This window comes from Streptomyces sp. NPDC021225, assembly GCF_044332865.1.
Taxonomy (GTDB): domain Bacteria; phylum Actinomycetota; class Actinomycetes; order Streptomycetales; family Streptomycetaceae; genus Streptomyces.
Window position 1 is genome coordinate 1,139,809 of record NZ_JBIRPV010000001.1, and the last position, 25,330, is coordinate 1,165,138.

Consider the following 25,330-nt stretch of genomic DNA (forward strand, 5'->3'; position numbering starts at 1 on the left):
GGGAAGAGCCGGGGGAGAGACCACGTGACGGAGCGGTTCGTACAGTTCATCGGCCGGGTGCGATGGCCGTTGCTGGCGGTGTGGGGCGTACTGCTGGTGATCAGCGGGCTGCTCGCGATGTCGCTGCCGGACAAGCTGAGCGGCGGCGGCTGGTACGTCCCCGGCTCGCAGTCCACCTGGGTGGCGGAGCAGCAGAAGGAGGGGTTCAGCGGCCGCGGGCAGACGAGCGTGACCGTGGTCGTCCACGACGAGCGCTTCGCCGCCGGAACGGACCGGTTCGAGAGCCGGGTCGACCGGGTGATGGCGGACATCGCGGCCGACAAACGGCTGGGGGTCGCCTCGCACTACGGCTGGTCGGACCTCAGGGGCGCGCCGGAGAACAGCTTCGTCGGCCGGGACGGGCACACCGCGATCGAGATGTTCGGCCTCGACGTGGACGACGGCACCGCCCGGCGGATCCTGCCCGACATCCAGCGGGAGTTCGACGCCCGGTACGAGGAGCGGGGCCTGACCGTCGGCATGGTGGGCACCGCCCCGTTCTTCGGCGAGATCAATGTGCTGAGCGAAGAGGGCCTGGTCAAGGCGGAGATCATCGTGCTGCCGCTGATCACCCTGATTCTGCTGCTGCTGTTCCGCAGCGTGGTCTCCGCGGTGGTCGCCATGATCACCGCGGGCACGGCGGCGGTGGGCACCTTCGCGATCCTCTCCGTGCTCGCCGACTCCTACGACCTGTCGGTGTTCGTCCAGAACACCGCGACCATGCTGGGGCTCGGCGTCGGCATCGACTACTCGATGTTCATGATCCGCCGCTTCCGGGACGAGCTCGAAGGCGGCGAGCCGGTGCCGCGGGCCCTGCGGACCGCGCTCGCCACCTCCGGGGAGACCGTGGTCGCCTCCGGCGTGACCGTCATCGTGTCCATGGCCACCCTCGCCTTCGTCGATCTGCCGGTGATCCAGTCGATCGCGCTCGGCGCCGCGCTGGTGGTCGCGGTGTCGGTGCTCACCAGCGTGCTGCTGCTGCCGGTGCTGCTGTACGTGGTCGGCGACCGGATCGGGCGCTGGGACCTGTTCGCCAGGCTGCGCCCGGCGAGCGCGTCGGCCGACCCGCGCGAGCGCGGCTGGTACCGCTTCGCCCACGCGGTGCTGCGCCGCCCGGTGCTGTCCCTGGTGGGCGGCAGCGCGCTGCTGGCGGTGGGCGCGGTCCCGGCGCTGGCCCTGGACACCTTCACCCCGGACGCCCGGATCACCCCCACCTCCTCCACCGTGCGCCAGTCCTACGACCGGGTGGAGGAGCAGTTCGGACAGGGCGACGCCTCCCCGATGGTGGTGCTGATCCGCTCCGACACCCCGCTGCGCGGCGCGGGCGAGCGGATCACCGAGCTCCATGACCGGCTGGAGGCCCTGCCGCACGTCCGGCGGGTGGACTCCGCGCTGAACGTCCTCGAACAGGCCGCCCCGGGGCGCCCGTTCGACGCGCTCGAACCCGGCGTACGCGACCGGCTGCCGGCACCCGCCCGCGCCTCGGTGGGGTACTTCGTCTCCAAGGACCGCACCGAGTTCATCGCCCAGGTGATCCCCGAGGAGCACGCCTCCGCGCCGAAGACCCGCGAACTGCTCGCGGAGGTCCGCCGGACGGTGGCGCGGGCCGACGGGAACGGGCTGCGCATCGAGGTCGGCGGCCAGACCGCCGAGGGCGTGGACGCCAACAAGGTGATCGCCGACGGGCTGCCCACGGTGGTCGGGGTGATGCTGCTGGCGATCTTCGTGATCCTGATGCTGTCGTTCCGCTCGGTGCTGCTGCCGCTGAAGGCGATCGCGGTGAACGTGCTGTCGGTGTCCGTGGCGTTCGGCATGCTGACCCTCGCCTTCCAGGAGGGCAGCCCGGTGGCGGAGGCGCTCGGCTTCGACGCGTCCGGCCGGGTCACCAACTTCGTCCCCGTGCTGCTGCTGGCCCTGCTGTTCAGCCTGAGCACCGACTACGAGGTGTTCGTGCTGGGCCGGGTGCGCGAGTACTACAAGGCGGGCGTCGGCAACACCGAGAGCGTGGCGCTCGGCATCTCCGCCACGGGCCCGCTGATCACCGGAGCGGCGGTGCTGATGGTGGCCGTGTTCGGCGGCTTCACCCTCTCCGGGATCCAGCCCATCGGCGAGCTGGGCTTCGGCATGGCGGTGGCGATCGCGGTGGACGCGACGCTGGTGCGGATGTTCGTCGTCCCGGCCGCCATGAAGCTCATGGGCTCCGCCAACTGGTGGTTCCCCGGCCGGGGCCGGGCATCGTCCACAGCCGCTTCCTCAAGGATTAGGAGCAAGCAACAGCATGTCAGCGAGCGACACATGGCAGAGCTTTCCGCTGATCGAGGGCCTGAAGTCCCGCCGCGCCCGTAGATTCGGCATGGGGATGAACGTCCCCGGCGGGCCGCTGGAGTACCGCAGCAAGCACGAGCCGGTGCCGCTGACGGAGGAGGAGCAGGCGATCCTCACGTTCGCCGCCTGCGGCATCACCGGCCCCGCGCTGAACGACTGGAACTGGGAGAAGGGCAAGGGCGGCAATGTGATGGCCGGCGTGGTCGGCCGCACCGTCTCCAGCTCCGACGCGCTCCAGAGCGGGGCGATGGTGGTGATGGACGACGAGGCCACCTATCTGATCCGCCGGCCCGCCGATCTGTCCACGGCGGAGCTGAACGACGTCAAGGAACTGGTCGCGAAGAACGACTTCGTCGGGGCGTACCGCGCCACCCGGATCAAGATCGGGACCGAGCGCCGCCATCCCCCGGTCGAGTCCCCGTACAACCTGACCGGCAACGAGTGGTCGCTGCACACCGCCGGGTCCACCTACTTCCTGCCGATCGAGGACCTCTCCTACCTCTACATCAACATCCTGCTGGAGTTCTTCAACGAGGAGATGGCGGCCTTCTGCCTGGACGAGCGGCGGTTCTATCTGCCCGCCGGTCTTGGGAAGTTCGGCAAGTCCAAGGGCGGCCACCTCGACGACGACCCGCGGAAGCTGAAGGCGCTCCCGATGGAGTTCGCCGAGCGCCTGCTGGTGGAGACCGCGGCCATCGAGATGGGCATGATGCTCCAGAACCTGGGCCTGGTCAGCCAGGCACTGGGCCTGGGCGGCTTCCCGCACTACACCGGGCACGACGGCGGATGGTTCGAGGCGCTCGACTTCCGGATGGCCGAGATGCCGATCAGCCAGTACTTCCGGGTGCCCACACTGGCCAAGATGGTCCTCAAGCTCCGCGGGCAGGACGCGGGCTTCGCCTATCCGCTGGGCCTGGAGCGGGACGGCGAGGTGCTGCTCAAGCCGTACTGCCCGCCGTACTACGAGTCGATGGAGGCGGCGGTGCACGCGGTCGTCGAGCGCAAGTTCGGCGACAACGGCATCTACCGCGGCGGCATCGGCCGGGGCGGCTGGCGGGAGCCGGAGAAGGTGGCGTCGGGGATCAGCGGGATCAGCCAGAAGGCGGTCGACGCCACGGTGGCCTTCTGCGAGTACGTCTACAAGAAGTCCGGCCGGTTCCCCTCGTATCTGCCCGCGTACCACACGCAGATGGGGTTCCAGTCCGTCCACCTGGACGTCGACTTCTACGACGAGTTCTACGACCCGTCCGTGGTGCCCGAGGTGCACCGGTCCCATATGCGGGACTGGCACGGGCGCTGACCGGGAGGGGAAGCGGTGGACGAGGTCTCGATCCCCATCGCCGCCGGGCCCGGCGGGGTGTGGCGGCTGATCACCGATGTCACCGGCATGGGCCGGTTCAGCCCCGAGTGCACCGGCGGGCGCTGGGTGGCCCCGGCGTCGGGTCCGGCCGTCGGCGCCCGGTTCCGCGGCTCCAACCGGCGCGGGCTCATCTTCTGGACCACCGACTGCACGGTGGTGCGCTGCGAGGAGGAGAAGGTCTTCGCCTTCGACGTCGCCCAGTCGAAGGTGCGGTGGGGCTATCGGATCGAGCCGGACGGCGCGGGTGTGGTGCTGACCGAGTGGCGGGAGCACGTCGGGCGCGCCAATCTGCTGATCCGGGCGGTCGACGCCAGCGGCCTGGTGGGGTTCCGCCGGGAGCGGCTGATGGTGGAGGGGATGCGGGAGACCCTGGCCAGGATCAAGGAGGTGGCGGAGCGGGGGTGACCTCTCTTTCTCCGGCGCTTTCTCCGGGGGACGTCGAGCCGGCCCGGCGGCCGGAGGTGCCGTCATGCGCACCGGCCGCCGGCCGGTCCGCCGGGGCGGCTCGTCTACAGGGCTGAGTGGGGTCGGAGGGGGTGGGGAAGGCCGGTGCCCTCGGTGCTCAGGCGACCCGCTGGGGCTGAGAGGGGACGACCAGGCCGCACTCATAGCCGAGCGCTACGGCCTCGGCCCGGCTGGTGATGCCCAGCTTGGTCATCGCCCGGTTCAGATGGGTCTTCACGGTCGCCTCACTGATCTTGAGCTCCCGCGCGATGGCGGAGTTGCTGCGGCCCTTGGCCACATGCCGCAGCACCTCGGTCTCCCGGGAGGTGAGCATGGCCAGGCTGGACCCCGCGGTGTCGGTGGCCGTCGCCCGGTAGGTGTAGGCGTCGATCAGCCGCTCCATCACGCTGGGGGAGAAGGCCATGTCCCCGGTGGCGACGGCGCTGATCGAGGCGGTCATCTTCTGCGGCGAGGTGTCCTTGAGCAGGATTCCGGCGGCGCCCACGCGGAGCGCGGACTGGATTTCCTCGTCGTTGACCTCCGAGGCGGTGATGATGACGCGGGGCGGTCGGGCGGGCGCGGCCTCCAGGATGCGCTGGGTGGTGGCGATGCCGCCCAGGTGCGGCAGGGCGATGTCCATGAGAATCACGTCGGGGCTGTGCAGGGCGGCCAGGGCGCTGGCACCGTCGCTGTCGGCGGCCTCGCCGACGGCGCGCAGCCCGGGTGCCGAGCTCAGCAGCGTTAACAGCCCCAGTCTGGCCAGGGCGTGTCCATCGGCGACCAGGACACTGGTCGCCGCCGCGGCCTCCCCCGTTTTGATCACCTTGAGCTCCTCTCGTCCACAACGACACCGGCAAGGGTGTCTCGCTGTGCAGAGACTGGCACTCCTGAGGGCCCTGGGGTGGGGGTAGTTGCAGCTTCCTGCCTGTTCGAACAATACCGAGGGGGCGGGTGGTTACCCCTGGTAGGGGATCGTCGCTCACGGTGCGCGCCGGGGTTCAGCCGTCCAGCGCGGAGAGGGCCTTCTTCGCCGCGGTGAGCGCGCCCTGGCGTATCTCGTCGGTGCCCGCGGCCTCCTGTGTCTCGAAGTCGCCCCCGTTGTAGGTGACGGTGACCACCGCGTTGGCCCGGCGCGCGACCACGACCGCCTCGCGTATCCGCTGCTTGTCGTCGGTGGTGACGTTCAGGCTGACCGACCCCTGGTCGCCGAGGCCGGGCACGGCGGTGCTGGGGCCGTCGCCCTGCTCGGAGCGGGCGCGCGTGGCCGCGGCGGCCGACACGTCGTAGGTGATGTCCAGCCAGCGGTAGTCGAAGCCGCTCAGCGCGTGCCAGGAGCAGCCCGAGCGGCGCGTGGCATCGCTCGTCGTGAGCACGGTGCCGGCCGCCGGGGCGCCCGGCACCAGGTCCTTGACCGTGCCGGCCGGGAGGGTGGCGCAGGGCTTGGCCGGGGGCTTGGGGTAGCGCGCCGCGGCGGTGTCGTCACCCTGCCCGTCCACCGGCGCGCCGGAGGACCCGTCCACCGGGGCGCCGGAGGAGGGGGCCGAGGGCGCGCTCGTGGACGGGCGCGGCGAGTGGGCGGAGGGCTTGGGGCGCGCCTCGGAGTCGGGGGTGGTCGTCATGGCCACGCCCGCGGCGGCGAGTGCGGCGACCGGCAGCAGGCGGGCGCCCAGCGTGAGCGGCAGAGAACGCACGGCGGTCTCTCTTCGGTCGTGAGCGGCATGGTGGGCGGCGCGGGTGGGAGACGACCTTGCCATACGAACGTGTCTGCGAACAGTCCAGGGGGCGCCCCGGGGGGCGATGGCCGGCCGACTCCGTATGACCCTATGGGGTGAAATCGGCACTTGATCGCATTATCTGATCAAGTGGCTGGATAAGTACGCGTGGTGACGAACTTTCGCCCGTCAGCCCCGGCCGATGAACGGCATCGCCGTCGCCATCACGGTCGCGAACTGTACGTTCGCCTCCAGTGGCAGCGATGCCATGTGCCGTACCGTACGAGCCACGTCGGCGGCGTCCATCACCGGCTCGGCCGCGGTCTCCCCGTTCGCCTGCGGGACACCGGCGGTCATCCGCTGCGTCATCTCGGTGGCCGCGTTGCCGATGTCGATCTGACCGCAGGCAATGTTGTACGGGCGCCCGTCCAGCGAGAGGGACTTGGTCAGCCCGGTCACGGCGTGCTTGGTGGCCGTGTAGGCGACGCTCCGCGGCCGTGGCGCGTGCGCCGAGACCGAGCCGTTGTTGATGATCCGGCCGCCCTGGGGGTCCTGTCCGCGCATCAGGCGGAACGCGGCCTGCGCGCACAGGAACGCGCCGGTCAGATTGGTGTCCACCACCGCCTGCCAGTCCTCATGGCTCAGCTCGTCCAGCGGCACATTCCGCGGACCGAACCCGCCCGCGTTGTTGAACAGCAGATCGAGGCGGCCGAAGCGGTCCCGTACCGCCGCGAACAGCGCGTCGACCTGCTCCGGGCGGGCCACATCGGTGGGTATCGCGGCCACCGCCCCCTCCCGGCCCGCCAGCCGTGCCGTCTCCGCGAGGGCCTCCCGGCGGCGCCCGGCCAGGGCCACCGACCAGCCCGCGTCGACGAGTTCGAGGGCCACCGCCCGGCCGATGCCGGACCCCGCGCCGGTCACCACCGCGACCTTCGAGGTGACCGACGCCTCCGACGCGCGCACCGCGCCACCGCTCTCGCTCATGGGTCCGCAGCGTACGGCACGGCGTCAACACCCCACGGGGCGGCGGCATATCGCGCCAAACGTCCCATCCCGATGCGGAACTCACCGGTCCGACATCTGAATGACGTGTACAGGCTAGCGCTGGGCCGCCCTCTGCCCGTGCAATGCCTCTGAAGCCACCCCCCAGACGCCACCCCCATCACCACCAGCCGGGCACGACCAGCCGGAAGCCACGAGAGACACCACCAGCCGGACGCCACGAGCCAGGGGAGAGCCAAGATGGCACACCACCCGCATCAGCAGGCCATACGAGCCGCGGCAGCGCGCCTGGGCCGCCGCCGCTTCCTCACCGTCACCGGGGCCGCCGCGGCCATCGCCTTCACCACCAACCTGCCCAGCGCCCACGCCACCGAGCGGACCCCGCACTCCCTCACCGAGGACCCCTTCACCCTCGGCGTGGCCTCCGGCGACCCGCTGCCGGACTCCGTCGTGCTGTGGACCAGGCTCGCCCCGCGCCCGTACGAGCCCGGCAGCGGGCTGCCCGATGAGGGCTTCGTGCGCGTCGACTGGGAGATCGCCCACGACGACCGCTTCAGACGCGTGGTCCGCCGGGGCACCACCGGTGCCTTCGCCGAGTTCAACTACGCCGTGCACATCGACGCCAGGGGCCTCGACGCCGACCGCGTCTACTGGTACCGCTTCCGCGCCGGCCACTTCACCAGCCCCGCCGGCCGCACCCGCACCGCCCCCGCCACCGGCGCCCACGTCCGCGAGGGCCGCTTCGGCCTGGTCTCCTGCCAGGCGTACCACGACGGCTACTTCACCGCCTTCGGCCACCTGGCCGACGAAGACCTGGACGCCGTCTTCCACGTCGGCGACTACCAGTACGAGTACGCCGTCAACGCGGTCGGCGGCGCGCGCAAGTACACCGACCGCACCCTGCCCGCCCTCTTCAACACCGAGACGGTCACCCTCGACCAGTACCGGCTGCGCTACGCCCTCTACAAGTCCGACGAGGACCTCCAGGCCGCGCACGCCGCCTTCCCGTGGTACGTCACCTGGGACGACCACGAGACCGAGAACAACTACGCGGGCGACACCGACGAGAACGGGACCCCGCCGGAGGAGTTCCTGATCCGCCGGGCCGCCGCCTACCGCGCGTACTGGGAGAACATGCCGCTGCGCATGCCCCAGCGGCCCGACGGCCCCGACATGCGGCTCTACCGCCGCTTCCACTACGGCAGGCTCGCCCAGTTCGACATCCTCGACACCCGCCAGTACCGCTCCAACCAGGCCTACGGGGACGGCTGGCAGTACCCCGGGCCCGAGTCCGAGGACCCGTCGCGCACCCTCACCGGCGCCGCCCAGGAGCGCTGGCTGCTCGACGGCTTCCGGCGCTCCAAGGCCACCTGGAACGTCCTCCCGCAGCAGGTCACCTTCTCGCAGCGGAAGAACACCACCGCCGCCACCTCCAAGCTGAGCATGGACTCCTGGGACGGCTACCCCGCCTCCCGCGAGCGGATCCTCGCGGGCGTCGAGGCGGCCGGGATCGAGAACTTCGTCGTCCTCACCGGCGATGTCCACGTCCACTACGCCTTCGACATCAAGAAGGACTTCAACGACACCGCGTCCCGCACCCTGGGCGTGGAGTTCGTCGGCACCTCCATCACCAGCGGCAAGGACGGCGCCGACAAGCCCGCCAACTGGGCCACGTACATGGCGGCCAACCCGCACATGAAGTTCTACAACGGCCGCCGCGGCTATGTGACGGTCACCCTGGACGGCGAAGCGGCCCGGGCCGACTACAAGACGGTCCCCGCGGTCACCACGCCGGGCGCGCCGGTCACCACCGCCGCGTCCTTCGTCAGCGAGGCGGGCAACCCCGGCCTCCAGGAGGTCTGAGGCCCCCGGCCTCCAGGAGGTCTGAGGCCGGACCGGGCCGGATGAGGGTCGAGTCCCGCGGGCGGTGCCGCCGCCCGCGGGACTCACCCGCTCAGCGCTCCCCGGGGTACCGCACGCCGATCCGCTCGCGCGCCGCGTCCAGCGTGCGCATCACCGCGAGGCTGCCGTCCAGCGGCACCAGCGGGGACTCCGTCTCGCCCGCCCGCAGAGCGCGCATCACCTCCGCCGCCTCGTGCTGGAAGCGGCGCGCGCCGCCCTGCGCCGCGAACACCTCCGGATCCCGCCCCGGCCGGTGCAGTACGAACCGCTCCGGGTGGAAGAAGCCGCGCGGGAACTCGATCCGGCCCGCCGACCCGGTCACCGAGGCGGTCTGCGGCGTATCGGCGGTGAGCGAGCAGCCCAGCAGCGCCACCGCGCCGCTGTCCCAGCCCAACAGGATCCCGGTGTTCTCGTCCACGCCCTCCGGCGTCAGCCGCGCCCGCGCCTGGACATCGTCGGGCTCGCCCAGCAGCAGCTGCGCGAAGGACACCGGGTACACCCCCAGATCCAGCAGCGCGCCACCGCCCTGCGCCGGGTCGCGCAGCCGGTGCCCGGGGTCGAACGGCCCGGCCAGCCCGAAGTCCGCCTGCACCGCCCGCACCTCGCCGATCGCGCCGTCGCGGACCAGCTCGACCATCCGCCGGACGACCGGGTCGCAGTACGTCCACATCGCCTCCATCAGGAAGCGGCCACGTTCCCGCGCCAGCCCGACCAGCTCGGTGGCCTCCCGCACATTGAGCGTGAACGGCTTCTCGCACAGCACCGCGCGCCCCGCCTCCAGGCACAGCCCGGCCGCCTCGCGGTGCGCCGAGTGCGGGGTGGCCACGTACACCACGTCCACGTCCTCGTCGGCGGCGAGCTCCGCCCAACTGCCGTGCGCGCGCGGTATCCCGAACCGCTCGGCGAAACGCTTGGCGGACTCCTGGGTGCGGGAGCCGACAGCCACCACCTCGGCGTCCGCCATCTCCAGCAGGTCCGCCGTGAACGCCGCGGCGATCCCGCCCGTCGCCAGAATCCCCCACCGCACACTCTCGGCCATCCCCATGCCCACTCCGCTCTCCCACCGGACAAAAGCCGGTCATGACCACAACGAATTGCTGAGAGCATAGAGAAGACTCAACAACTCACGGAGAGCTGAATGCCGCCGTCAGGCCACCCGACCGTCCCCGACCACAGATCCATATCCCTCCCCGAGTCCACCCCCCGCACCGCCGCCCCTTCCCCCGGCCCCGCGCCGCGCAGCGCCCGCCGCGCCGGTCTGATCGTCACCCTCGTCCTCGGCGGGCTCAACGCCCTCCCGCCGCTGTCCATGGACATGTACCTCCCGGCCCTGCCCGAGGTCACCGGCGCGCTGAGCAGCTCCGCCGCCACCGTCCAGCTCACCCTCACCGCCTGTCTGGCGGGCATGGCGCTCGGCCAGCTGGTCGTGGGCCCCATGAGCGACAAGTGGGGGCGCCGCCGCCCCCTCCTCGTCGGCATGGTGATCTACGTCGTCGCCACCGCCATCTGCGCCTTCGCGCCGGGCGTCGAGCTGCTGATCGCCTTCCGACTGCTCCAGGGGCTCGCCGGGGCCGCGGGCATCGTGATCTCCCGCGCGGTCGTCCGCGACCTGTACGACGGCGCCGAGATGGCCCGCTTCTTCTCCACCCTCATGCTGATCTCCGGTGTCGCGCCCGTCGCCGGCCCCCTCCTCGGCGGCCAGATCCTCCGCATCACCGACTGGCGCGGCGTCTTCGTCGTGCTGACCGTCGTCGGCGTGCTGCTCACCCTCGTCGTCTGGCGCTATCTGCACGAGACCCTGCCACCCGAGCAGCGCCACCGCGGCGGCGTCGGCCAGGCGCTGCACACCATGCGCGGGCTGCTCGCCGACCGCGTCTTCACCGGCTACATGCTCGCGGGCAGCTTCGCCTTCGCCGCCCTGTTCGCCTATGTGTCTGGCTCCGCCTTCGTCGTCCAGGAGATCTACGGCGCCTCCCCGCAGACCTTCAGCCTGCTCTTCGGGATCAACTCGATCGGCCTGGTCGGCATCGGACAGCTCAACGGCAAGGTGCTGGCCGGGCGGGTCAGCCTGGACGCTGCCCTGGCCGTCGGCCTCGCCGCGATCACCCTGTCGGCCGTCGCGCTGTGCCTGATGGCCACCGGCGTCTTCGGCGACGTCGGCCTCGTACCGATCGCCGCCGGGCTGTTCGTGCTGATGTCCGCGATGGGCCTGGTCATGCCCAACACCAACACCCAGGCGCTGATGCGTACCAAGCACGCGGCCGGCTCCGCGTCCGCGCTGCTGGGCACCTCCTCCTTCCTCGTCGGCGCGATCGCCTCCCCGCTGGTGGGCATCGCGGGCGAGCACACGGCCGTGCCGATGACCGTGGTCCAGCTGGTGTGTGCGCTGGTGGCCGTGGTCTGCTTCGTGGCACTGTGCCGTCCGTGGCAGCAGCGCACAACGACCTGAACGAGCTGATCCAAGCTGTGGCGGCGCTTCCCGAAGGGGAGCGCCGCTGGTGCGCCGGCGTGGTCGTGGCCGCCGGGCAGGGCCCGGAGATCCTCGCCGAGGAGGCCTTCGGCTGGGCGGTGCGGTACGCGGCGTACGACGAGGCCACGGACCGCGGCGTGGAGCTGCCACGCGAGCGGTGGGTGCCGATGCGGGCCGGGCGGGGCCAGGAGCCGGACACCGTCTTCGACCTCGCCTCCCTCACCAAGCTGTTCACCACGATCGTCGCCGTGCGGTGCGTCGAGCGCGGCGAGCTCGACCTGGACGGCCGGGTCGCCGCGTACGCCCCCGAGTTCACGGCCGCCGCCGAGCACCGGATCACCGTGCGGCAGCTGCTCACCCACACCTCCGGGCTGCTGCCCGAACTCCCCCTGTACGACTACGACGAGCACGAACAGCGGCTGGCCAGGCTGCGCGCCGAACCCCCGACCACCCCGCCCGGCACCGCCCGCCGCTACTCCGACCTCAACTTCCTGCTGCTCCAGCGGGTCGTCGAGCGGGTGGCCGGCCGCCCGCTCGACCACCTCGTACGCGACGACATCACCGGCCCCCTCGACATGACCGCCACCCGCTTCCGCCCGCCCCGCGCCTGGCTGCCCCGCATCGCCGCCACCGAGGACCAGCGGCGCCCCTGGGCCAAGCTCGACCGCGGCATGCTGCGGGGCGTCGTCCACGACGAGAACGCCTACGCCCTGGGCGGCGTCGCCGGCCACGCGGGCCTCTTCTCCACCGCCGCGGACCTGACCCTGCTGTGCCGCGCCCTGCTCGGCACGGGCCCACCCGTGCTGCGCCCGGAGTCCGTCGACCTGATGCTGGCCCCGCCCGGGCTGGGGTTCGAGCTCGACCGGCCCTGGTTCATGGGCGAGCTGGCCGGCCGGGGCGCGGCGGGCCACACCGGCTTCACCGGCACCAGCCTGGTGCTCGACCGCGCCACGTCCTCGTTCCTGGTCCTCCTGGCCAACACGGTCCACCCCCGCCGCCGCCCGGCCGACAGCGCCCCGCGCGCTGCGGCGGGGACGGCGCTGGCGCGGGCGCTGGAATAGGGGCGGCTCAGGCGCCGTCGTTCGCCGCGGGCCAGGCGTCGCCCCAGTCGGCGTCGCGGGCCGCGCGATAGAGGGGGCCCTGGCGCTTGGTGACGGTCTCGCGGCGCAGGCCCGCGTCCGGGGTGCAGAGGTCGAGCAGCACCTGGCCCTTGCGGAGCTGCGGGCGGCGTACGACGCGGGCGTCCGCGGGGGTGGCGGGGGAGGTGGGGAAGCGGGCCGCCGCGACGTACGCGAACTTCTCGTCCTCGTACGGCAGCGAACCGCCCTTCACCTGCCGGTGCAGCGACGACCGGCTGACCCGGGCCGCGAAGTGGCACCAGTCCGTGCCCGGTTCGATCGGGCACTCCGCGCCGTGCGGGCACGGGGCCAGCACCCGCAGCCCCGCCGCCAGCAGCCGCTCCCGCGCCTCGCGGATGCGCAGATAGCCGTCCGGGGTGCCGGGCTCGATCAGCACGACGGCCGAGGCGGCCCGGGCCGCCTCGTCGACGACGGCGCGGCGGTCGGCGTCGGTGAGCTCGCCCAGCACATAGGAGACGGTGACCAGGTCGGTCGCGTCGGGGAGCGCCAGGCCGTCGCCGATGGCCCGGCGCTGCCAGCGCGCCTCCCGCAGCGCCTTGGCCTCCGCGCCGCGGGCCAGCTCCTGGCCGAGGGCGAGCGCGGGCTCGGCCCAGTCCAGGACGGTGGTGGCGCGGGCGCCGTCCGGCCAGGCCGCGGCGGTCGCCCAGGTGGCCGCGCCGGTGCCGCCACCGATGTCGACATGCGTGGCCGGGGTCCACTCCGGCGCCGCCGCGCGGAAGGCGGCGAGCGCGGAGCGCACGGCCTCGAAGGTCGCGGGCATCCGGTACGCGGCGTAGGCGACGACATCGGACCGGTCGCGCAACACGGGCGCGTCGGTCGGGGTGCGCCCCCGGTAGTTCTCGATCAGCCGCCCCGTGGCCTGGGCGGCCTGCCGGGGCGGCAGCCCGTCGAGCAGACCGGCGAGCGCGGCGCGCAGCGTCTCGCCCGTGCGGGCGGCCTCGGGGGCGGGGGCGTGCATCCGCCAAATTCTACCGGCCGCGGGGCGCCGCCCCGCCCGCCTCTGGCGGCCCGCGTCCGCCCCCGGGCGTGCCCGCCTGCCGGGCCGGCAGGCGGCCGGCCCAGGGCGCGGCACCGCCGCGCGGCCGCCGGGCGCCCAGGCCCCGTCCGCGGATCTTGACGCCTGCGGCGGGCCCTACCCCACCCCGCCCCTTCCCGGCCCCTGCCGATGTGCGGCTCCGCCGCGTGGGGGGGGCTCCGCCCCCAGACCCCCGTACGGCGGAGTCCCCGTGCGGCGGAGCCGCACAGCGGAGACTGCCCCGCCCCTTCCCGGCTCCTGCCGAGCCTCTGTCGAGCCCCTGTCCATATGCGGCTCCGCCGCGCGGGGCTCCGCCGCCGGGTGGGGCTTCGCCCCTGGACCCCGGGGTCTGGGGCGGAGCCCCAGTTGAGGGAAGGGGCGGGTAGGGGAGAGCACCCCAGGCCTGGCCTAGCCGGCCGCCCGGGCGCGTAGCTCCTGCGTGCAGCACTTGACGCTGCCCCCACCCTTGAGCAGCTCGCTCAGGTCCATCGCGATCGGCTCGTACCCCCGCTCGCGCAGCGGGTCGAAGAGCCCGGCCGCCGCCTGCGGGAGCAGGACATGGCGGCCGTCGCTGACCGCGTTGAGGCCGAGGGCCGCGGCGTCCCGCTCCGTGGCGATGATCGCGTCGGGGAAGAGCCGCCCGAGCACGGCCCGGCTGCCCGGGGAGAAGGCGCCGGGGTAGTACATGATCTCCGTGTCCGTCGTGTCGTCGAGCACGCACAGCGCCGTGTCCAGGTGGTAGTAGCGCGGATCGACGAGATCCAGGCCCAGCACCGGGCGGCCGAAGAACTCCTGCGCCTCGGGGTGCGAGAGCGGGCTGCTGCGGAAGCCGCGGCCCGCCAGCAGCCAGGACGCGGTCACGGCGAAGTCGCCCTCGCCCTCGTTGACGTGCTCGGGCTCGCGCACCTCCGCCCAGCCGTGGGCGCGGAACCACTCCAGGTGGGCCGCCGCCTCGCCGGTGCGCTCCGGATGGGCGAAGCGGGCGCCCAGGACGCGGCCGTCGACGACGGTCGCGCCGTTGGCCGCGTACACCATGTCGGGCAGGTCGGGGCGGGGCCGGAGCACCTCGACGGTGTGGCCGAGGGAGCGGTAGCGGTCGCGCAGGTCCTCCCATTGGGCGAGCGCGAGCGGGAGGTCCACGGGCTTGGCCGGGTCCATCCAGGGGTTGATGGAGTAGGTGACCCTGAAGTGGGTCGGCGGGCACATCAGATAGCGGCGCGCGGTGGCGCGGCGCTCGGGGCTACGCAAGGACAAGGATGGCTCCTCACGGGGATGCTGGCCCGTACGGATCGTCGTACGTGGTCCTGGACACATGGTGCGCCCCGGTGCCCGCCCCGGGCAGGGGCCGTTCGGATGGTTTCCCGGGTCGATAGGTTGTCGGCCATGGCCGACAAAGCAGCGCCCGACTCCGCCCGCCGCAGCGAACGCTCCCGCCGGGCGATCCTCGACGCCGCCCTGGAGCTCATCGGCGAACTCGGCTACCCCCGGCTCACCATCGAGGCCATCGCGTCCCGGGCCGGGGTCGGCAAGCAGACGATCTACCGCTGGTGGCCCTCCAAGGCCGCGGTGCTGCTCGACGCCTTCACCGCTGGGGGGCAGGCGCCCGAGGGCGCCGGGGCCGCGCTGCCGGACACCGGGGACCTGGAGGCGGACCTCAAGCTGGTGCTGCGGGCGGCCGTCGACGAGATGAACGCGCCCGCGTACGACCTGCCCGCCCGCGCGCTGACCGCCGAGGGCCTGGTGAACCCCGAGCTGGGCGCGCACTTCGTGGACCGGGTCCTGGAGCCGTCGCTGCGGCTGCTCGCCGAGCGGCTGCGGGCCGCCCAGGACGCCGGGCAGGTGGCGCGGGACGTCGACCCGAGGGTCGCCGTCGAGCTGGTGTGCGGCCCGCTGACCCACCGCTGGCTGCTGCGCACCCTCCCGCTCACCCACGAGTACGCGGACGCGGTGGTCGAGACGGCGCTGCGGGGGATCCTCAAAAGGTGACCCACAAAAGGTGACCCACAAAGGTGAGGTCACGGCGTCGTCAGCAGCGTCGGCGCGTCCGTGATGATGCCGCCGCAGCCCAGCCGCAGCATCCGGTCCCGCGCCTCCGGCGTGTTCACCGTATGGGCCCACACCCGGCGGATGCCGGAGCGTACGGCCCGCCGCAGGTCCTCCGGCCGCGCCCGGTAGTCCACGTCCAGCAGGTCCACGAACCCCCGCCACCCGTCCGGACGGTCCTCGCGCAGCTGCGGGGCCGAGCGCCACAGCTGCGTCAGCAGCCCCAGCCGGTGCACCTGCCGCGCCACCTCGACGCGGTTGCTGTTGACGAAGACGGAGCGGGTCAGCCCGCGCTCGTGGATCATCGCGGCCAGGCGGGGCAGGCTGTCGGGGTCCTTCGCCTCCACCGTCAGCACCCGGCGCCCGCCGAAGCGGTCCAGCGCCTCGCCGACGGTCGGCGGCGCCTCGGGCCGCCAGGCCCCGGGCAGCCGCGGGTCCGGGCGCAGCCGTACGGAGCGCCACTGGGCGGCGGTGAGCGACCTCACGGGGCCGGACGAGTACGTCGTACGGTCCAGCGTCGCGTCGTGGAACACCACGAGCGTGCCGTCCCGCAGCATCCTGGTGTCGAAGTCCAGGACCTGGGCGGCACCGCGCTCGAACGCGGCGGTCAGCCCGGACATGCTGTTCTCGGGCGCTTCCAGGGCCCCGCCGCGGTGTGCCACGAAGGTGATCGTCGGGAGCGTGTCGGCGGTCGGGGACCCGCCGCGCCGCCCGGTCGGGAGGGCGGGGACGGCGGCCGGCACCGAAAGGGCGAGGACCGCTATACCAGTCAGTAGTGACCTCGTGACCATAAAGGGAACGCTAGGGGCGCCTGTTCGGTTATGCCTGATATCCGCACCCAGAGGTGGGGTCCGGGCACCCCGGATATGAACACCGGCCACCTCGGGAGCAGGATGGTGGCAGCATTGGCAGCAATGGCTGGGCATTCGGCGGCACCGGCGGGGAAGCGAGGCGGTAGATGGAACGCAAGGGCAGGTTTTCCCAGTGGCTGCGCCGACCGCGGAGCGGGGCGGGCGGCGACACGGGCACGGGGGCGGGCGCGCCCGGCGCCCGCGAGGATCTGCTCATGGCCGCTGCCGCCGCCGGGTTCCCGCTGGCGCCGGCCGCCCACCCCTCCGGGTACGGCTGTTCCTGCGACCGCATCGGCTGTCCGACCCCGGCCCGGCACCCCGTCTCGTTCGCCTGGCAGACGCAGGCGACCACCGACCCGGAGAAGGTCGCGCGCTGGCTCGCGGGCGACCCCGAGGCGAATTTCATCACCGCCACCGGGATCGTCCATGACGTGCTGGACGTGCCGTTGGCCGCCGGCCGGCTGGCCCTGGAGCGGCTCGGCGAGGCCGGTATCGAGGTCGGGCCCGTCGCCACCACCAGCGCCGATCTGCACCAGGACCGGATGCTCTTCTTCACGGCCACCCGGGGCACCCCGGAGGACGAGGACGAGTGGTGGCCCTGCGAGCTGGACTGCCACCCCGAGACCATGGACGAGCACCCCGGGCTGCGCTGGCACTGCCGGGGCAGCTATGTGCTCCTGCCGCCCGCGCGGCTGCCGGGGGACGGGCGGGTGGCCTGGCTGCTGGGCCCGGAGCGGCCGCTGCCGGACCCGCTGTCGCTGCTGGAGTCGCTGACCGACGCCTGCGCCCGGTTCGCGGACGAGGGGCATGAGCACGAGTCGCACGCCTGGCCGATAGGACGCTGACGCCCGCCGGCCCGGCGACCGGGGCGAGTCCTACTCGCCGGCACGGCGACCGGGGCGAGTCCTACTCGCCCTTCGCGGCGGTCACGCCCTCCAGCCGGTTGAGGAACACCACCTTCGGGTCCGCCGCGTCCTTCGCCGGGACCCGTACCGCCGACTCCGACACCCGGGTCAAGGTCACCGACCTCTTCGCCTCGCCGGTCATCAGCGCCTTGATCTGCGGGGTGGGGTTGGGCCGGTAGCCCTTGGCCATGGTCTGCTTCTGCCGGTGGTGGGAGGTGAAGAAGACCAGCGCCCCGCCGTCCCTCAGCCGCAGCCCCACCGGGGCGTAGCGGGTGCCCTCCGCCGCCGTGTCGATGTACTCGGTCCAGAACTTCGGGGTGCGTACGAACTTCTTCCGCGAGGTCCGCAGCCCCGACGTCGCCTGGCCGTCCGCGAAGATCTCGCCCTCACCGGTCATCAGATAGTCGGTGTACTCGGCGCTGAGCTTGTCCGGCCGTGTCGCCAGCTTCGGCGTGACCCCCTCGGCCGGCACGGACCTCGCCCAGCCGTCCTTGTCGAGCTGGAAGTCCGGTACCTCGTCCTGGCTGAGGATCGACAGATACGCGGCCTTCCACGGCTGGTCCGCGCCGCCCCGGGTGAAGACCAGCAGCCAGCGGTTGTCATCGCGGTTGCTCTCGGTGTCCGCCACGAAGAACTTCGGCCAGCCGACCTGCTTGGGGATGGCGTATCGCGCGTCGGTGAGCCGCAGCGGCGGGTAAGCGGGATTCCCGTCGGGCTTCGCGGCGTGCTGCGCCTTCAGGTCGGCCGCGCTGATGTCCAGCAGCGGGCCGGTCTGCACCTGGTTCGCCAGCGCCGGATCCAGCTCGCGGTAGGACTTGTTGTAGGTGTCCGTGAACCGCTTCAGCGCCTTCGGCGCCTCATCCTTCGCGATGGACGGGATGTTCTCCCGCTCGCCGTGCACCGTCATGCACCCTGTCAGCGTCATCGCCAGCGTCACCACCGCCGCTGCCGCGGCTGTCGGAACTGCGCTCTGCCGACGCTGTGACCTGCGTGACGTGGGTGTCATGAGGCGTGGGCTCCTTCGGGACTGCCTTGGACGGCGCAACCCTACCGGGGACCAGGAAGAAAGCGAGCGTGGGGACCAGATACAGCAGCCACACCGATACCTGAAGAACGGTCGGATCCGGCTGGAAGTTGAAGACGCCCTTGAGCACGGTGCCGTACCAGGAGTCCGGCGGGATGGTCGTGCTGATGTCGAAGGCCAGGTTGTGCAGGCCGGGGACGAACTCCGCCTCCTGGAGGTCGTGGAAGCCGTACGCGAGCACGCCCGCCGCCACGACGACCAGCATGGCGCCGGTCCAGGTGAAGAACTTCGCCAGGTTGATCTTCAGCGCCCCACGGTAGAACAGCCAGCCAAGCAGCACCGCGGTGAGCAGCCCCAGCACCACCCCGACCAGCGGCCGCGGCGTGCCGTCGTTGCTCGCCTGCACCGCCGTCCACACGAACAGCGCAGTCTCCAGGCCCTCCCGGCCCACCGCCATGAAGGCCGTGACCACCAGCGCGCCGGTGCCCATCGCCAGCGCCGCGTCCAGCTTGCCCTGTAGCTCGGACTTCAAGTGCCGGGCGGTGCGCCGCATCCAGAACACCATCCAGGTCACCAGGCCGACCGAGAGAATCGACAGCGAGCCGCCGAGCGCCTCCTGGGCCTTGAAGGTCAGCTCCTGCGAGCCGAACTGAAGCGCCGCGCCGAAGGACAGGCTCAGCGCGACCGCGATGCCGATGCCCAGCCAGACCGGCCGCAGCGCCTTGCGGCGGTCGGTCTTGACCAGATAGGCGACGAGGATGCAGACGACCAGGCTGGCTTCCAGCCCTTCGCGCAGTCCGATCAGGTAGTTGCCGAACACGAGGTTGGCCTTTCTCTTCAGGAGAACAGCGCCCGGCCCCACCAGTCGCCCGCGTCGCGGACGCCCGGCGGGACGGCGAAGAGCGCCGAACCCACGTGCTGGATGTACTCGTTGAGCGCGTCGTTGCGCGCCAGTTGCTGCTGCACCGGTACGAACCCCTGCCGTACGTCCCGCTGGTACGCGAGGAAGAACAGCCCCGCGTCCAGCCGCCCCAGGCCGTCCGTGCCGTCGGTGAAGGAGTAGCCGCGGCGCAGGATCCGTACGCCGCCGTTGGCCTCGGGGTGGGCCAGCCGGACATGCGCGGTGGGCAGCATCGCCTTCAGGTTCGGCTCGTCGTGCTCGCGCTGCCTGCCGATGGGCGCGCCCTCGCCCTTGGTGCGCCCGAAGACCTCCTCCTGCTCCTTGAGGGAGGTGCGGTCCCAGGTCTCGATGTGCATCCGGATGCGGCGGGCCACCAGGTACGAGCCGCCGACCAGCCACTCGGGGCCGGCCTTGGCGCCCACCCACACATGCTTGTCCAGGGCCGCGGAGTCGGTGCCCGCGATGTTCCGGGTGCCGTCCTTGAACCCCATCATGTTGCGCGGGGTCTGCGCGTCCGGCGTCGTCGAGGACGTCTTGCCGAAGCCCAGCTGCGACCAGCGGATCGCGACCTTGCCCATGCCGATACGGGCCAGGTTGCGGATCGCGTGCACCGCCACCTGCGGGTCGTCCGCGCAGGCCTGGACGCACAGGTCGCCGCCGCTGCGCGCCGCGTCCAGGTTGTCCCCGGGGAACGCGGGCAGGTCGATCAGGGCCTCCGGGCGGCGCCCGGCGAGGCCGAAGCGGTCCTTGCCCTTCTTGTCCTTGAAGAGGGTCGGCCCGACGCCGAAGGTGAGGGTCAGCCGGGACGGCTTGAGCCCCAGCGCCTCGCCGGTGTCGTCCGGCGGGGCCTCGGCGAGCCCGCCGACCGCGCCGCCGCCGACCGCGTGACCCTGCGTCATCCGGGCCGCCGCCTTCGTCCACTCCTTCAGGAGGGCGACCAGCTCGTCGCGGTCGTCGGTGGTGACGTCGAAGGCCGCGAAGTGCAGCCGGTCCTGTACGGCGGTGGCGATCCCGGCCTGGTGCGCGCCGTGGAAGGGCACCGCGGCCCCGCCGTCGGCCACCGGCTGGGCGTCGTCTCCGGAGCCGCCGAGCGCGGCGGCGGTGCCGCCGCCCATGGCGGCGCCGAGCGCGAGGCCCGCGCCGCCCCAGCCGAGCAGCGCGCGGCGCGAGGGGGCGGGGGTCTCCGGGGACGAGGACGTGGTCTGTTCGGTCATGCTCGGCGCGCCCTTACTTCGCCACGGCCGCGGCGAGCTGGGACAGCGGCTCGGCCAGGGCGTTGACCGCGTCCGACAGCTCCTTGCGCTTGGGCTCGCCGACGGTGTCGTACGACACGAACCCGTCGCCCTCGCGGTACTTGTCGAGCAGCTTCTTCACCGCCGCGAACTGCTTGTCCAGATCCTTGGTCAGGGCCGGGGCGTTCGTGGCGGCCACCGGCTTGAGCAGCTGGTACGACTTCTCGGCGCCGTCGACATTGCCCTCGAAGTCGACCAGGTCGGTGTGGCTGTAGCGCTCCTCCTCGCCGGTGACCTTGCCGGTCTGCACCTCGTCGAGGAGTTCCTTGGCGCCGTTGGCCATGCCGGTGGGGGTGATGTCCGCGGTGCCGACCCGCTTCTGCCAGTCCTTGAGGTCCTTGATCAGCTGGTCCGCGAGGGCCTTGTCCTCGGCGGTGATCTTCTTGTCCTTCCACAGGGACTTCTCGAGCCGGTGCCAGCCGGTCCACTTCTGGCCCTTCTCCAGGCCGTCCTCGCGGATGTCCACCTTGGGGTCGATGTCCCCGAAGGACTCGGCGACCGGCTCGGTGCGCTCCCAGCCGACGCGCGAGGGCGCGTACGCCTTCTTCGCGGCCTCCAGGTCACCCTTCTTGACCGCGTCCGCGAACGCCTGGGCCTTCGGCAGCGTCTCGTCGGCCTGCGCCTGGACATAGGTGCGGTAGTCGGCCACCGCGCTGTCCAGCTTCGGGTTCCGCTTGGCGACCTTGCCGCCGGTCACGGTCACCTTCTGCCGGATGCCGCGGCCCTTCATGCCGGGCTTGCAGGCGATCTCGTAGGTGCCCGCCTTGACCTCGGCGGTGATGTTGGCCTTGAGCCCGGAGCCGATGTTCTCCCGCTCGGTGACGATCCGGTCGCCGGGCGCGTACAGATACACCTCGGTGACCTTGGAGCCCTTGTTCTCCACCGCGAGCTTGACGTGCCCGGCCGGGAACTCGGTCTTCGACACCTCGCACTTGTCGTCGGACGCCGTGATCCGGATCGCGTCGGAGCCCTTGGCGTCGGACTTCTCGGCGCAGCCGGACACGGCGGCCAGCGAGGCCACCGCCGCGATGGCGGTGACGGCGGAGGAGCGGGCGGCTCTCATAAACGGACTCCAGTCGAGATCGGGCAGCATGCCGACATGGCGACATGTCGAGACAGGGGCCGGATAGGCCGCCCTAACTTAACTGAGGCTTACCTATCCAGCTCCAGCTCAGCCCCAAGGATCCGTAAGCTAAGAGTAAAAATTAGGCAATACGCGCCTATGGGAGGGTCAGAATCTCCGCGCCTGTGTCGGTCACCACAAGCGTGTGTTCGAACTGCGCCGTCCGCTTCCGGTCCTTCGTCACGACCGTCCAGCCGTCGTCCCACATGTCGTACTCGTAGCTGCCCAGCGTCAGCATCGGCTCGATGGTGAAGGTCATCCCCGGCTTGATCTCGGTGGTGTGATGCGGGCTGTCGTAGTGCGGGACGATCAATCCGGAGTGGAACGACGAGTTGATGCCGTGGCCGGTGAAGTCGCGGACCACGCCGTAGTCGAAGCGCTTGGCGTACGACTCGATGACACGGCCGATGATGTTGATCCGGCGGCCCGGCTTGACCGCCTTGATCGCGCGGTTGAGCGACTCCCGGGTGCGCTCCACCAGCAGCCGCGACTCGTCCCCCACCTCGCCGCACAGATAGGTGGCGTTGGTGTCGCCGTGCACCCCGCCGATGAAGGCGGTCACGTCGAGGTTCACGATGTCGCCGTCGCGCAGCACGGTCGAGTCCGGGATGCCGTGGCAGATGACCTCGTTGACCGAGGAGCACAGCGACTTGGGGAAGCCGCGGTAGCCCAGCGTCGAGGGGTAGGCCCCGTGGTCGCACAGATACTCGTGCGCCACACGGTCCAGCTCGTCCGTGGTGACCCCCGGCGCGATCCGGCTCGCGGCCTCCGCCATCGCGCGCGCGGCGATCCCGCCCGCGATCCGCATGCGCTCGATCGTCTCGGCGTCCTGGACCTCGGGCCCCGTGTACGGGGTCGGGCCCTCCTTGCCGACGTACTCGGGGCGCGGGATCGAGGCGGGGACCGGGCGGGTGGGGGAGATCTTTCCCGGGACAAGAAGCGACTGGCCAGACATGTCAGCGAGTGTATCGGCGGCGCATCGGGCAGCATGGCGGAAGACCGGGAGAGAAGGGCGGGAGACGGCGATGGCGCTGTTCAAGAAGCGGGCCGCGGGGAAGCCGGGCGAGTGGTACTACTGCATCAGGCACCAGAAGGTCGAGGAGGGCCCGGAGTGCCGCGCGGCCGACCGGCTGGGCCCGTACCCCAGCCGCACCGAGGCCCAGCACGCGATGGAGCTGGCCGCGGAGCGGAACGTCGAGTGGGAGACCGACCCACGGTGGCGCGATGAGCCCACACGCGATGAGCCCACGGGCGACGGGGGCACCCCCGGCGGGGGCGCGCGGGACGGCGGCTGACCGCGGCGGGCGCTCACACGGGTGCGTCCGCCGCCTCGCGCCACTCGCGGACGCGCCGCGCGTGCTCGTCCGTGCGCGCGTCGTACGTCATCAGCTTCGGCAGTGTGAGCGCCAGCAGTCCGATGGACGCGACGCACGCAAGACCGCCGGTCCAGACCGAGGCCCGCACCCCCACGAGCCCGGCCATCGAGCCGGCCCGGACCTGGCCCAGCTGCGGCCCCGTCGCGTACGACAGCAGCTCGATGCCCGCCAGCCGCCCCCGCAGCTCGTCGGGGATCGTCTGGTTCCACATCGTCGAGCGGAACAGCCCGCTGACCATGTCCGCCCCGCCCGCCACCGCCAGGCACAGCAGCACCAGCCAGACGTTCGGCAGCCATCCGGCCAGCGCCATCGCCGCGCCCCACAGCGCCGCGCTCAGCACCACCATCCGGCCGTGCCGATGCACCCGTGAGGCCCAGCCGCTGGTCACGCTCACCACCATCGAGCCCACCGACCCGGCCGCGTACATCAGGCCGAGCGCCCAGGGCGCGTCCAACTCGTCGGCGAGGAAGGGGAAGATCGCGTTCGGGAAGGCGAAGAACATGGCCGCCATGTCCACCGCGTAGGTGCCCAGCAGCTCCTTGCGCCGCCAGGCATAGCGCGCGCCCTCGCCGATCGCGCGCAGCGAGGGCTTCTCCGCGTCATGGGCGGGCGGCGCGGGGGTGAGGCCGAGCGCCAGCAGGATCGAGGCGGCGAAGGTCAGCAGGTCCAGGCCGTACGCGAAGGGCAGCCCCGCGTACGCGACGACGATGCCCGCGAGCGAGGGGCCCGCGATGGCGGACAGCTGCCAGCGGATCGCGTTCAGTGCGGCGGCCGCGGTGAGCTGGCCGTGCGGGACGATACGGGCCGTGACCGCGTCGATGGCCGGGCGCTGGAGCCCGGTGAGCGCGCTGGTCAGGGCGGCCACCACATACAGCGGCCACAGCATGGGATCGGGCAGCAGGCTGTTGGCCAGCAGCAGCGCGGCCAGCAGGCCAAGACCCGCCTCGGTGAGCAGGATCAGCTTCCGGCGGTCGACGGCGTCCGCGAGCGCCCCGCCGTACAGACCGAAGACGATCAGCGGGACCAGCTCGACCGCGCCGATCGCCCCGACGGCGAGGGCCGAGCCCGTCAACTCCTTGATCTGGAGCGGCAGCGCAACCATGGTCAGAAAGCTGCCGAAGGCGGTCACCAGCCCCGCGGTCCACATCAGGCGGAAGTCGCGGGAGGAGCGCCAGGGCGCGAGATCGGGCAGCAGGGCGCGCCGACGCGCCCCCGGGGCCGGGGGATGTGGATCGTCCGTCACAAGGGGACATGCTCAAGCGCCGTCCGCGCGGCCCACAAACGAATTATTCACGCCATGCGCTCACCAAGGAGCCGGTGGCGGGGCCGTCAGCCGGTCGGCCAGCCGGGCGAGGCGGTCGCGGAAGCGGTGGCGGCCGGGCGGCGCGGGCAGGCCGTTCTCCCCGGCGGCGGCGCTGACCAGGTGCTGGAGGGTGTCCAGATCGAGGCCCGCGTCGGCCGGGGCGGCCAGCGCGTCATGTGCGAGGGCGTGCAGTTCGGCGTGGCCGCCGTCGAGGGCGAGCACGGTGGCCCCGCTCCGGCGCGCGTCGTCCACCCGCTCCAGCAGCCCGGCCCCCGGGTCGTCCGGCGCGACCACGAGCAGCGTCTCGCCGCGCCTGGCGCGCTCCAACCGGCCGAGGTCGACGGCCAGATGAGCGGGGACCGCGCCGTCGGGGACCCGGTGGCGTACGAGGGTGGGGGACAGCTCGGGCAGACCGGACCAGGCGGCCTCGTCGTCGAGGTGCGCGGCCAGGTGCCAGGGCTCGTACTCCTCGCTGCCGACCAGCAGCAGCCCGCCCCCGTGCGGCTCGACCGAAGCCCGCAGGGACCCCGCGAACCGGCGGGTGGCCCGCAGCCATTCGGTCCCGGCGAGCACATCGCGCAGCAGCGCGACCCGTACGGCGTCCATGGGCCCGGGATCCTGCCGGGCCGCGCGGGGCGGCGGGGGCGAATCGGGCCGGTCTCACCCCTTCGAGCGTTGTCCGGCCGCGCCCAGGTACGAGCCGTAGAGCAGCTGTACGCCACCCCAGCACATCATCACCACCCCGATTTTGGGGAGCTCCACCACGGGGAGTTCGATGTCCCCGGCGAACAACCACAGCGCCAGCCCGACGACGAGGGTGACGCTCCCTTCCAGGAGCTGCTTGTAAGCGTTGGTCATAACGCGACGCTATGAGCCGCCGCCTGGCGGAACCTCCGCCCGGCGGACGAAATCGGTGGCGGCTCCCTGCATCCTTCGACGGATCCACCGCCAAGTGTTCATGTGCCGTCCCTTGACGCTCTGTGAGGCGAACCCTAAGGTCGCCGGACACAAGGGACGTCCTACGTCCGGTCATTTTGGCGGCGGCACTCGATTGCAACGGGGCATCGGCGGGCACGAGCGTGTCTCGGGGCGCTGCGCGGGCTG

24 protein-coding genes are annotated in these 25,330 nt (G+C 72.2%); 9 read left to right on the forward strand and 15 right to left on the reverse strand.

The window, feature by feature from the left end:
* Positions 1-24: 24 nt before the first annotated feature.
* From ACH4S9_RS05270 to ACH4S9_RS05280, 3 genes are read left to right on the forward strand one after another with little or no spacing between them, the layout of a single operon-like run.
* Positions 25-2,385 carry an MMPL family transporter gene (locus ACH4S9_RS05270; RefSeq protein ID WP_398369937.1) on the forward strand — a complete coding sequence of 787 codons (2,361 nt, stop codon included), beginning with the start codon at positions 25-27 and terminating at the stop codon, positions 2,383-2,385.
* The gene (locus ACH4S9_RS05275) at positions 2,318-3,664 is read left to right on the forward strand and encodes a hypothetical protein (RefSeq protein ID WP_311722905.1); all 1,347 of its coding nucleotides are present in this window, start codon (positions 2,318-2,320) and stop codon (positions 3,662-3,664) included. The genes ACH4S9_RS05270 and ACH4S9_RS05275 overlap by 68 nt, the downstream gene beginning before the upstream one ends.
* A 15-nt stretch (positions 3,665-3,679) precedes the next feature.
* A complete protein-coding gene (locus ACH4S9_RS05280; RefSeq protein ID WP_398369940.1) occupies positions 3,680-4,129 on the forward strand; it encodes an SRPBCC family protein in 450 nt (149 codons plus the stop codon).
* Between the two features lie 157 nt (positions 4,130-4,286).
* Here ACH4S9_RS05280 and ACH4S9_RS05285 read toward each other — a convergent pair whose 3' ends face one another.
* From ACH4S9_RS05285 to ACH4S9_RS05295, 3 genes are all read right to left on the reverse strand, one after another.
* Complete coding sequence (locus ACH4S9_RS05285; protein WP_398369942.1) at positions 4,287-4,991, reverse strand: LuxR C-terminal-related transcriptional regulator; 705 nt, start codon at positions 4,989-4,991, stop codon at positions 4,287-4,289.
* Positions 4,992-5,166: 175 nt separating this feature from the next.
* A complete protein-coding gene (locus ACH4S9_RS05290; RefSeq protein WP_398369944.1) occupies positions 5,167-5,859 on the reverse strand; it encodes a hypothetical protein in 693 nt (230 codons plus the stop codon).
* 210 nt (positions 5,860-6,069) lie between these two features.
* On the reverse strand, positions 6,070-6,864 hold the full coding sequence (locus tag ACH4S9_RS05295; protein WP_398369946.1) for an SDR family oxidoreductase: 795 nt from the start codon (positions 6,862-6,864) through the stop codon (positions 6,070-6,072).
* Positions 6,865-7,122: 258 nt separating this feature from the next.
* Here ACH4S9_RS05295 and ACH4S9_RS05300 point away from each other — a divergent pair, with 258 nt between their 5' ends.
* Positions 7,123-8,745 carry an alkaline phosphatase D family protein gene (locus tag ACH4S9_RS05300; RefSeq protein WP_311722910.1) on the forward strand — a complete coding sequence of 541 codons (1,623 nt, stop codon included), beginning with the start codon at positions 7,123-7,125 and terminating at the stop codon, positions 8,743-8,745.
* Between the two features lie 91 nt (positions 8,746-8,836).
* On the opposite strand, the gene ACH4S9_RS05305 is transcribed toward ACH4S9_RS05300, so the two are convergent.
* Positions 8,837-9,823 (reverse strand): Gfo/Idh/MocA family protein, encoded by a 987-nt coding sequence (locus ACH4S9_RS05305; RefSeq protein WP_398369948.1) that lies wholly within the window; start codon positions 9,821-9,823, stop codon positions 8,837-8,839.
* Positions 9,824-9,922: 99 nt separating this feature from the next.
* On the opposite strand from ACH4S9_RS05305, the gene ACH4S9_RS05310 reads away from it, so the two are divergent.
* A complete protein-coding gene (locus tag ACH4S9_RS05310; RefSeq protein WP_385341589.1) occupies positions 9,923-11,233 on the forward strand; it encodes a multidrug effflux MFS transporter in 1,311 nt (436 codons plus the stop codon).
* Positions 11,200-12,315 carry a serine hydrolase domain-containing protein gene (locus ACH4S9_RS05315; RefSeq protein WP_398369951.1) on the forward strand — a complete coding sequence of 372 codons (1,116 nt, stop codon included), beginning with the start codon at positions 11,200-11,202 and terminating at the stop codon, positions 12,313-12,315. Before ACH4S9_RS05310 ends, ACH4S9_RS05315 begins: the two co-directional genes overlap by 34 nt.
* Positions 12,316-12,322: 7 nt before the next feature.
* On the opposite strand, the gene ACH4S9_RS05320 is transcribed toward ACH4S9_RS05315, so the two are convergent.
* Together ACH4S9_RS05320 and ddaH are read right to left on the reverse strand one after the other, a co-directional pair.
* The gene (locus ACH4S9_RS05320; RefSeq protein WP_385341585.1) at positions 12,323-13,351 is read right to left on the reverse strand and encodes a small ribosomal subunit Rsm22 family protein; all 1,029 of its coding nucleotides are present in this window, start codon (positions 13,349-13,351) and stop codon (positions 12,323-12,325) included.
* Positions 13,352-13,816: 465 nt separating this feature from the next.
* Entirely contained in the window at positions 13,817-14,614 is a 798-nt protein-coding gene (ddaH, locus tag ACH4S9_RS05325; RefSeq protein ID WP_352131775.1) for a dimethylargininase, read from the reverse strand.
* 177 nt (positions 14,615-14,791) lie between these two features.
* Between ddaH and ACH4S9_RS05330 the strand changes: the two genes are divergently transcribed.
* Positions 14,792-15,394, forward strand: a complete 603-nt coding sequence (locus tag ACH4S9_RS05330; protein WP_311730086.1) for a TetR/AcrR family transcriptional regulator — start codon at positions 14,792-14,794, stop codon at positions 15,392-15,394.
* A gap of 29 nt (positions 15,395-15,423) precedes the next feature.
* Here ACH4S9_RS05330 and ACH4S9_RS05335 read toward each other — a convergent pair whose 3' ends face one another.
* Complete coding sequence (locus ACH4S9_RS05335; protein WP_361193494.1) at positions 15,424-16,242, reverse strand: glycerophosphodiester phosphodiesterase; 819 nt, start codon at positions 16,240-16,242, stop codon at positions 15,424-15,426.
* 167 nt (positions 16,243-16,409) lie between these two features.
* On the opposite strand from ACH4S9_RS05335, the gene ACH4S9_RS05340 reads away from it, so the two are divergent.
* On the forward strand, positions 16,410-17,147 hold the full coding sequence (locus tag ACH4S9_RS05340) for a bifunctional DNA primase/polymerase (protein WP_311730083.1): 738 nt from the start codon (positions 16,410-16,412) through the stop codon (positions 17,145-17,147).
* Between the two features lie 61 nt (positions 17,148-17,208).
* Here the strand turns inward: ACH4S9_RS05340 and ACH4S9_RS05345 are convergent, their stop codons facing one another.
* The 5 genes from ACH4S9_RS05345 to map all read right to left on the reverse strand — a co-directional run bounded on the left by ACH4S9_RS05345 (position 17,209) and on the right by map (position 22,502).
* Positions 17,209-18,114 (reverse strand): hypothetical protein, encoded by a 906-nt coding sequence (locus ACH4S9_RS05345; RefSeq protein WP_361193499.1) that lies wholly within the window; start codon positions 18,112-18,114, stop codon positions 17,209-17,211.
* Positions 18,065-19,051, reverse strand: coding sequence for an iron uptake transporter permease EfeU (gene efeU, locus ACH4S9_RS05350; RefSeq protein ID WP_311730081.1), 987 nt, complete (start codon positions 19,049-19,051; stop codon positions 18,065-18,067). The genes ACH4S9_RS05345 and efeU overlap by 50 nt, the downstream gene beginning before the upstream one ends.
* 17 nt (positions 19,052-19,068) lie before the next feature.
* Positions 19,069-20,346 (reverse strand): iron uptake transporter deferrochelatase/peroxidase subunit, encoded by a 1,278-nt coding sequence (efeB, locus tag ACH4S9_RS05355; RefSeq protein WP_398369955.1) that lies wholly within the window; start codon positions 20,344-20,346, stop codon positions 19,069-19,071.
* Between the two features lie 13 nt (positions 20,347-20,359).
* Positions 20,360-21,487, reverse strand: coding sequence for an iron uptake system protein EfeO (gene efeO, locus ACH4S9_RS05360; protein WP_398369956.1), 1,128 nt, complete (start codon positions 21,485-21,487; stop codon positions 20,360-20,362).
* Positions 21,488-21,644: 157 nt separating this feature from the next.
* A complete protein-coding gene (gene map / locus ACH4S9_RS05365) occupies positions 21,645-22,502 on the reverse strand; it encodes a type I methionyl aminopeptidase (protein WP_311730078.1) in 858 nt (285 codons plus the stop codon).
* A gap of 70 nt (positions 22,503-22,572) precedes the next feature.
* Between map and ACH4S9_RS05370 the strand changes: the two genes are divergently transcribed.
* Complete coding sequence (locus tag ACH4S9_RS05370) at positions 22,573-22,842, forward strand: hypothetical protein (protein WP_311730077.1); 270 nt, start codon at positions 22,573-22,575, stop codon at positions 22,840-22,842.
* 13 nt (positions 22,843-22,855) lie between these two features.
* Here ACH4S9_RS05370 and ACH4S9_RS05375 read toward each other — a convergent pair whose 3' ends face one another.
* Genes ACH4S9_RS05375 through ACH4S9_RS05385 form a run of 3 tightly spaced genes read right to left on the reverse strand, consistent with a single transcriptional unit; the run spans position 22,856 to position 25,084 of the window.
* Positions 22,856-24,166: an MFS transporter gene (locus tag ACH4S9_RS05375; protein ID WP_398369959.1), complete on the reverse strand. Its 1,311-nt coding sequence runs from the start codon at positions 24,164-24,166 to the stop codon at positions 22,856-22,858.
* A 60-nt stretch (positions 24,167-24,226) separates the two neighbouring features.
* Positions 24,227-24,832, reverse strand: coding sequence for a hypothetical protein (locus ACH4S9_RS05380; RefSeq protein ID WP_385351288.1), 606 nt, complete (start codon positions 24,830-24,832; stop codon positions 24,227-24,229).
* A gap of 54 nt (positions 24,833-24,886) precedes the next feature.
* Complete coding sequence (locus tag ACH4S9_RS05385) at positions 24,887-25,084, reverse strand: DUF5708 family protein (protein ID WP_311730074.1); 198 nt, start codon at positions 25,082-25,084, stop codon at positions 24,887-24,889.
* Between the last annotated feature and the right edge of the window lie 246 nt (positions 25,085-25,330).

Coding starts and splice junctions, on each gene's coding strand:
- ACH4S9_RS05320 (WP_385341585.1), bottom strand. CDS start 13,351: ATGCACGCCCCCGCCCCCGAGGCCGCCCGCACGGGCGAGACGCTGCGC.
- ACH4S9_RS05330 (WP_311730086.1), top strand. CDS start 14,792: ATGGCCGACAAAGCAGCGCCCGACTCCGCCCGCCGCAGCGAACGCTCC.
- ACH4S9_RS05295 (WP_398369946.1), bottom strand. CDS start 6,864: ATGAGCGAGAGCGGTGGCGCGGTGCGCGCGTCGGAGGCGTCGGTCACC.
- map (WP_311730078.1), bottom strand. CDS start 22,502: ATGTCTGGCCAGTCGCTTCTTGTCCCGGGAAAGATCTCCCCCACCCGC.
- ACH4S9_RS05310 (WP_385341589.1), top strand. CDS start 9,923: ATGCCGCCGTCAGGCCACCCGACCGTCCCCGACCACAGATCCATATCC.
- ACH4S9_RS05275 (WP_311722905.1), top strand. CDS start 2,318: ATGTCAGCGAGCGACACATGGCAGAGCTTTCCGCTGATCGAGGGCCTG.
- ACH4S9_RS05340 (WP_311730083.1), top strand. CDS start 16,410: ATGGAACGCAAGGGCAGGTTTTCCCAGTGGCTGCGCCGACCGCGGAGC.
- ACH4S9_RS05380 (WP_385351288.1), bottom strand. CDS start 24,832: ATGGACGCCGTACGGGTCGCGCTGCTGCGCGATGTGCTCGCCGGGACC.
- ACH4S9_RS05300 (WP_311722910.1), top strand. CDS start 7,123: ATGGCACACCACCCGCATCAGCAGGCCATACGAGCCGCGGCAGCGCGC.
- ddaH (WP_352131775.1), bottom strand. CDS start 14,614: ATGTGCCCGCCGACCCACTTCAGGGTCACCTACTCCATCAACCCCTGG.
- efeO (WP_398369956.1), bottom strand. CDS start 21,487: ATGAGAGCCGCCCGCTCCTCCGCCGTCACCGCCATCGCGGCGGTGGCC.
- ACH4S9_RS05385 (WP_311730074.1), bottom strand. CDS start 25,084: ATGACCAACGCTTACAAGCAGCTCCTGGAAGGGAGCGTCACCCTCGTC.
- ACH4S9_RS05305 (WP_398369948.1), bottom strand. CDS start 9,823: ATGGCCGAGAGTGTGCGGTGGGGGATTCTGGCGACGGGCGGGATCGCC.
- ACH4S9_RS05370 (WP_311730077.1), top strand. CDS start 22,573: ATGGCGCTGTTCAAGAAGCGGGCCGCGGGGAAGCCGGGCGAGTGGTAC.
- efeB (WP_398369955.1), bottom strand. CDS start 20,346: ATGACCGAACAGACCACGTCCTCGTCCCCGGAGACCCCCGCCCCCTCG.
- ACH4S9_RS05335 (WP_361193494.1), bottom strand. CDS start 16,242: ATGGTCACGAGGTCACTACTGACTGGTATAGCGGTCCTCGCCCTTTCG.
- ACH4S9_RS05345 (WP_361193499.1), bottom strand. CDS start 18,114: ATGACGGTGCACGGCGAGCGGGAGAACATCCCGTCCATCGCGAAGGAT.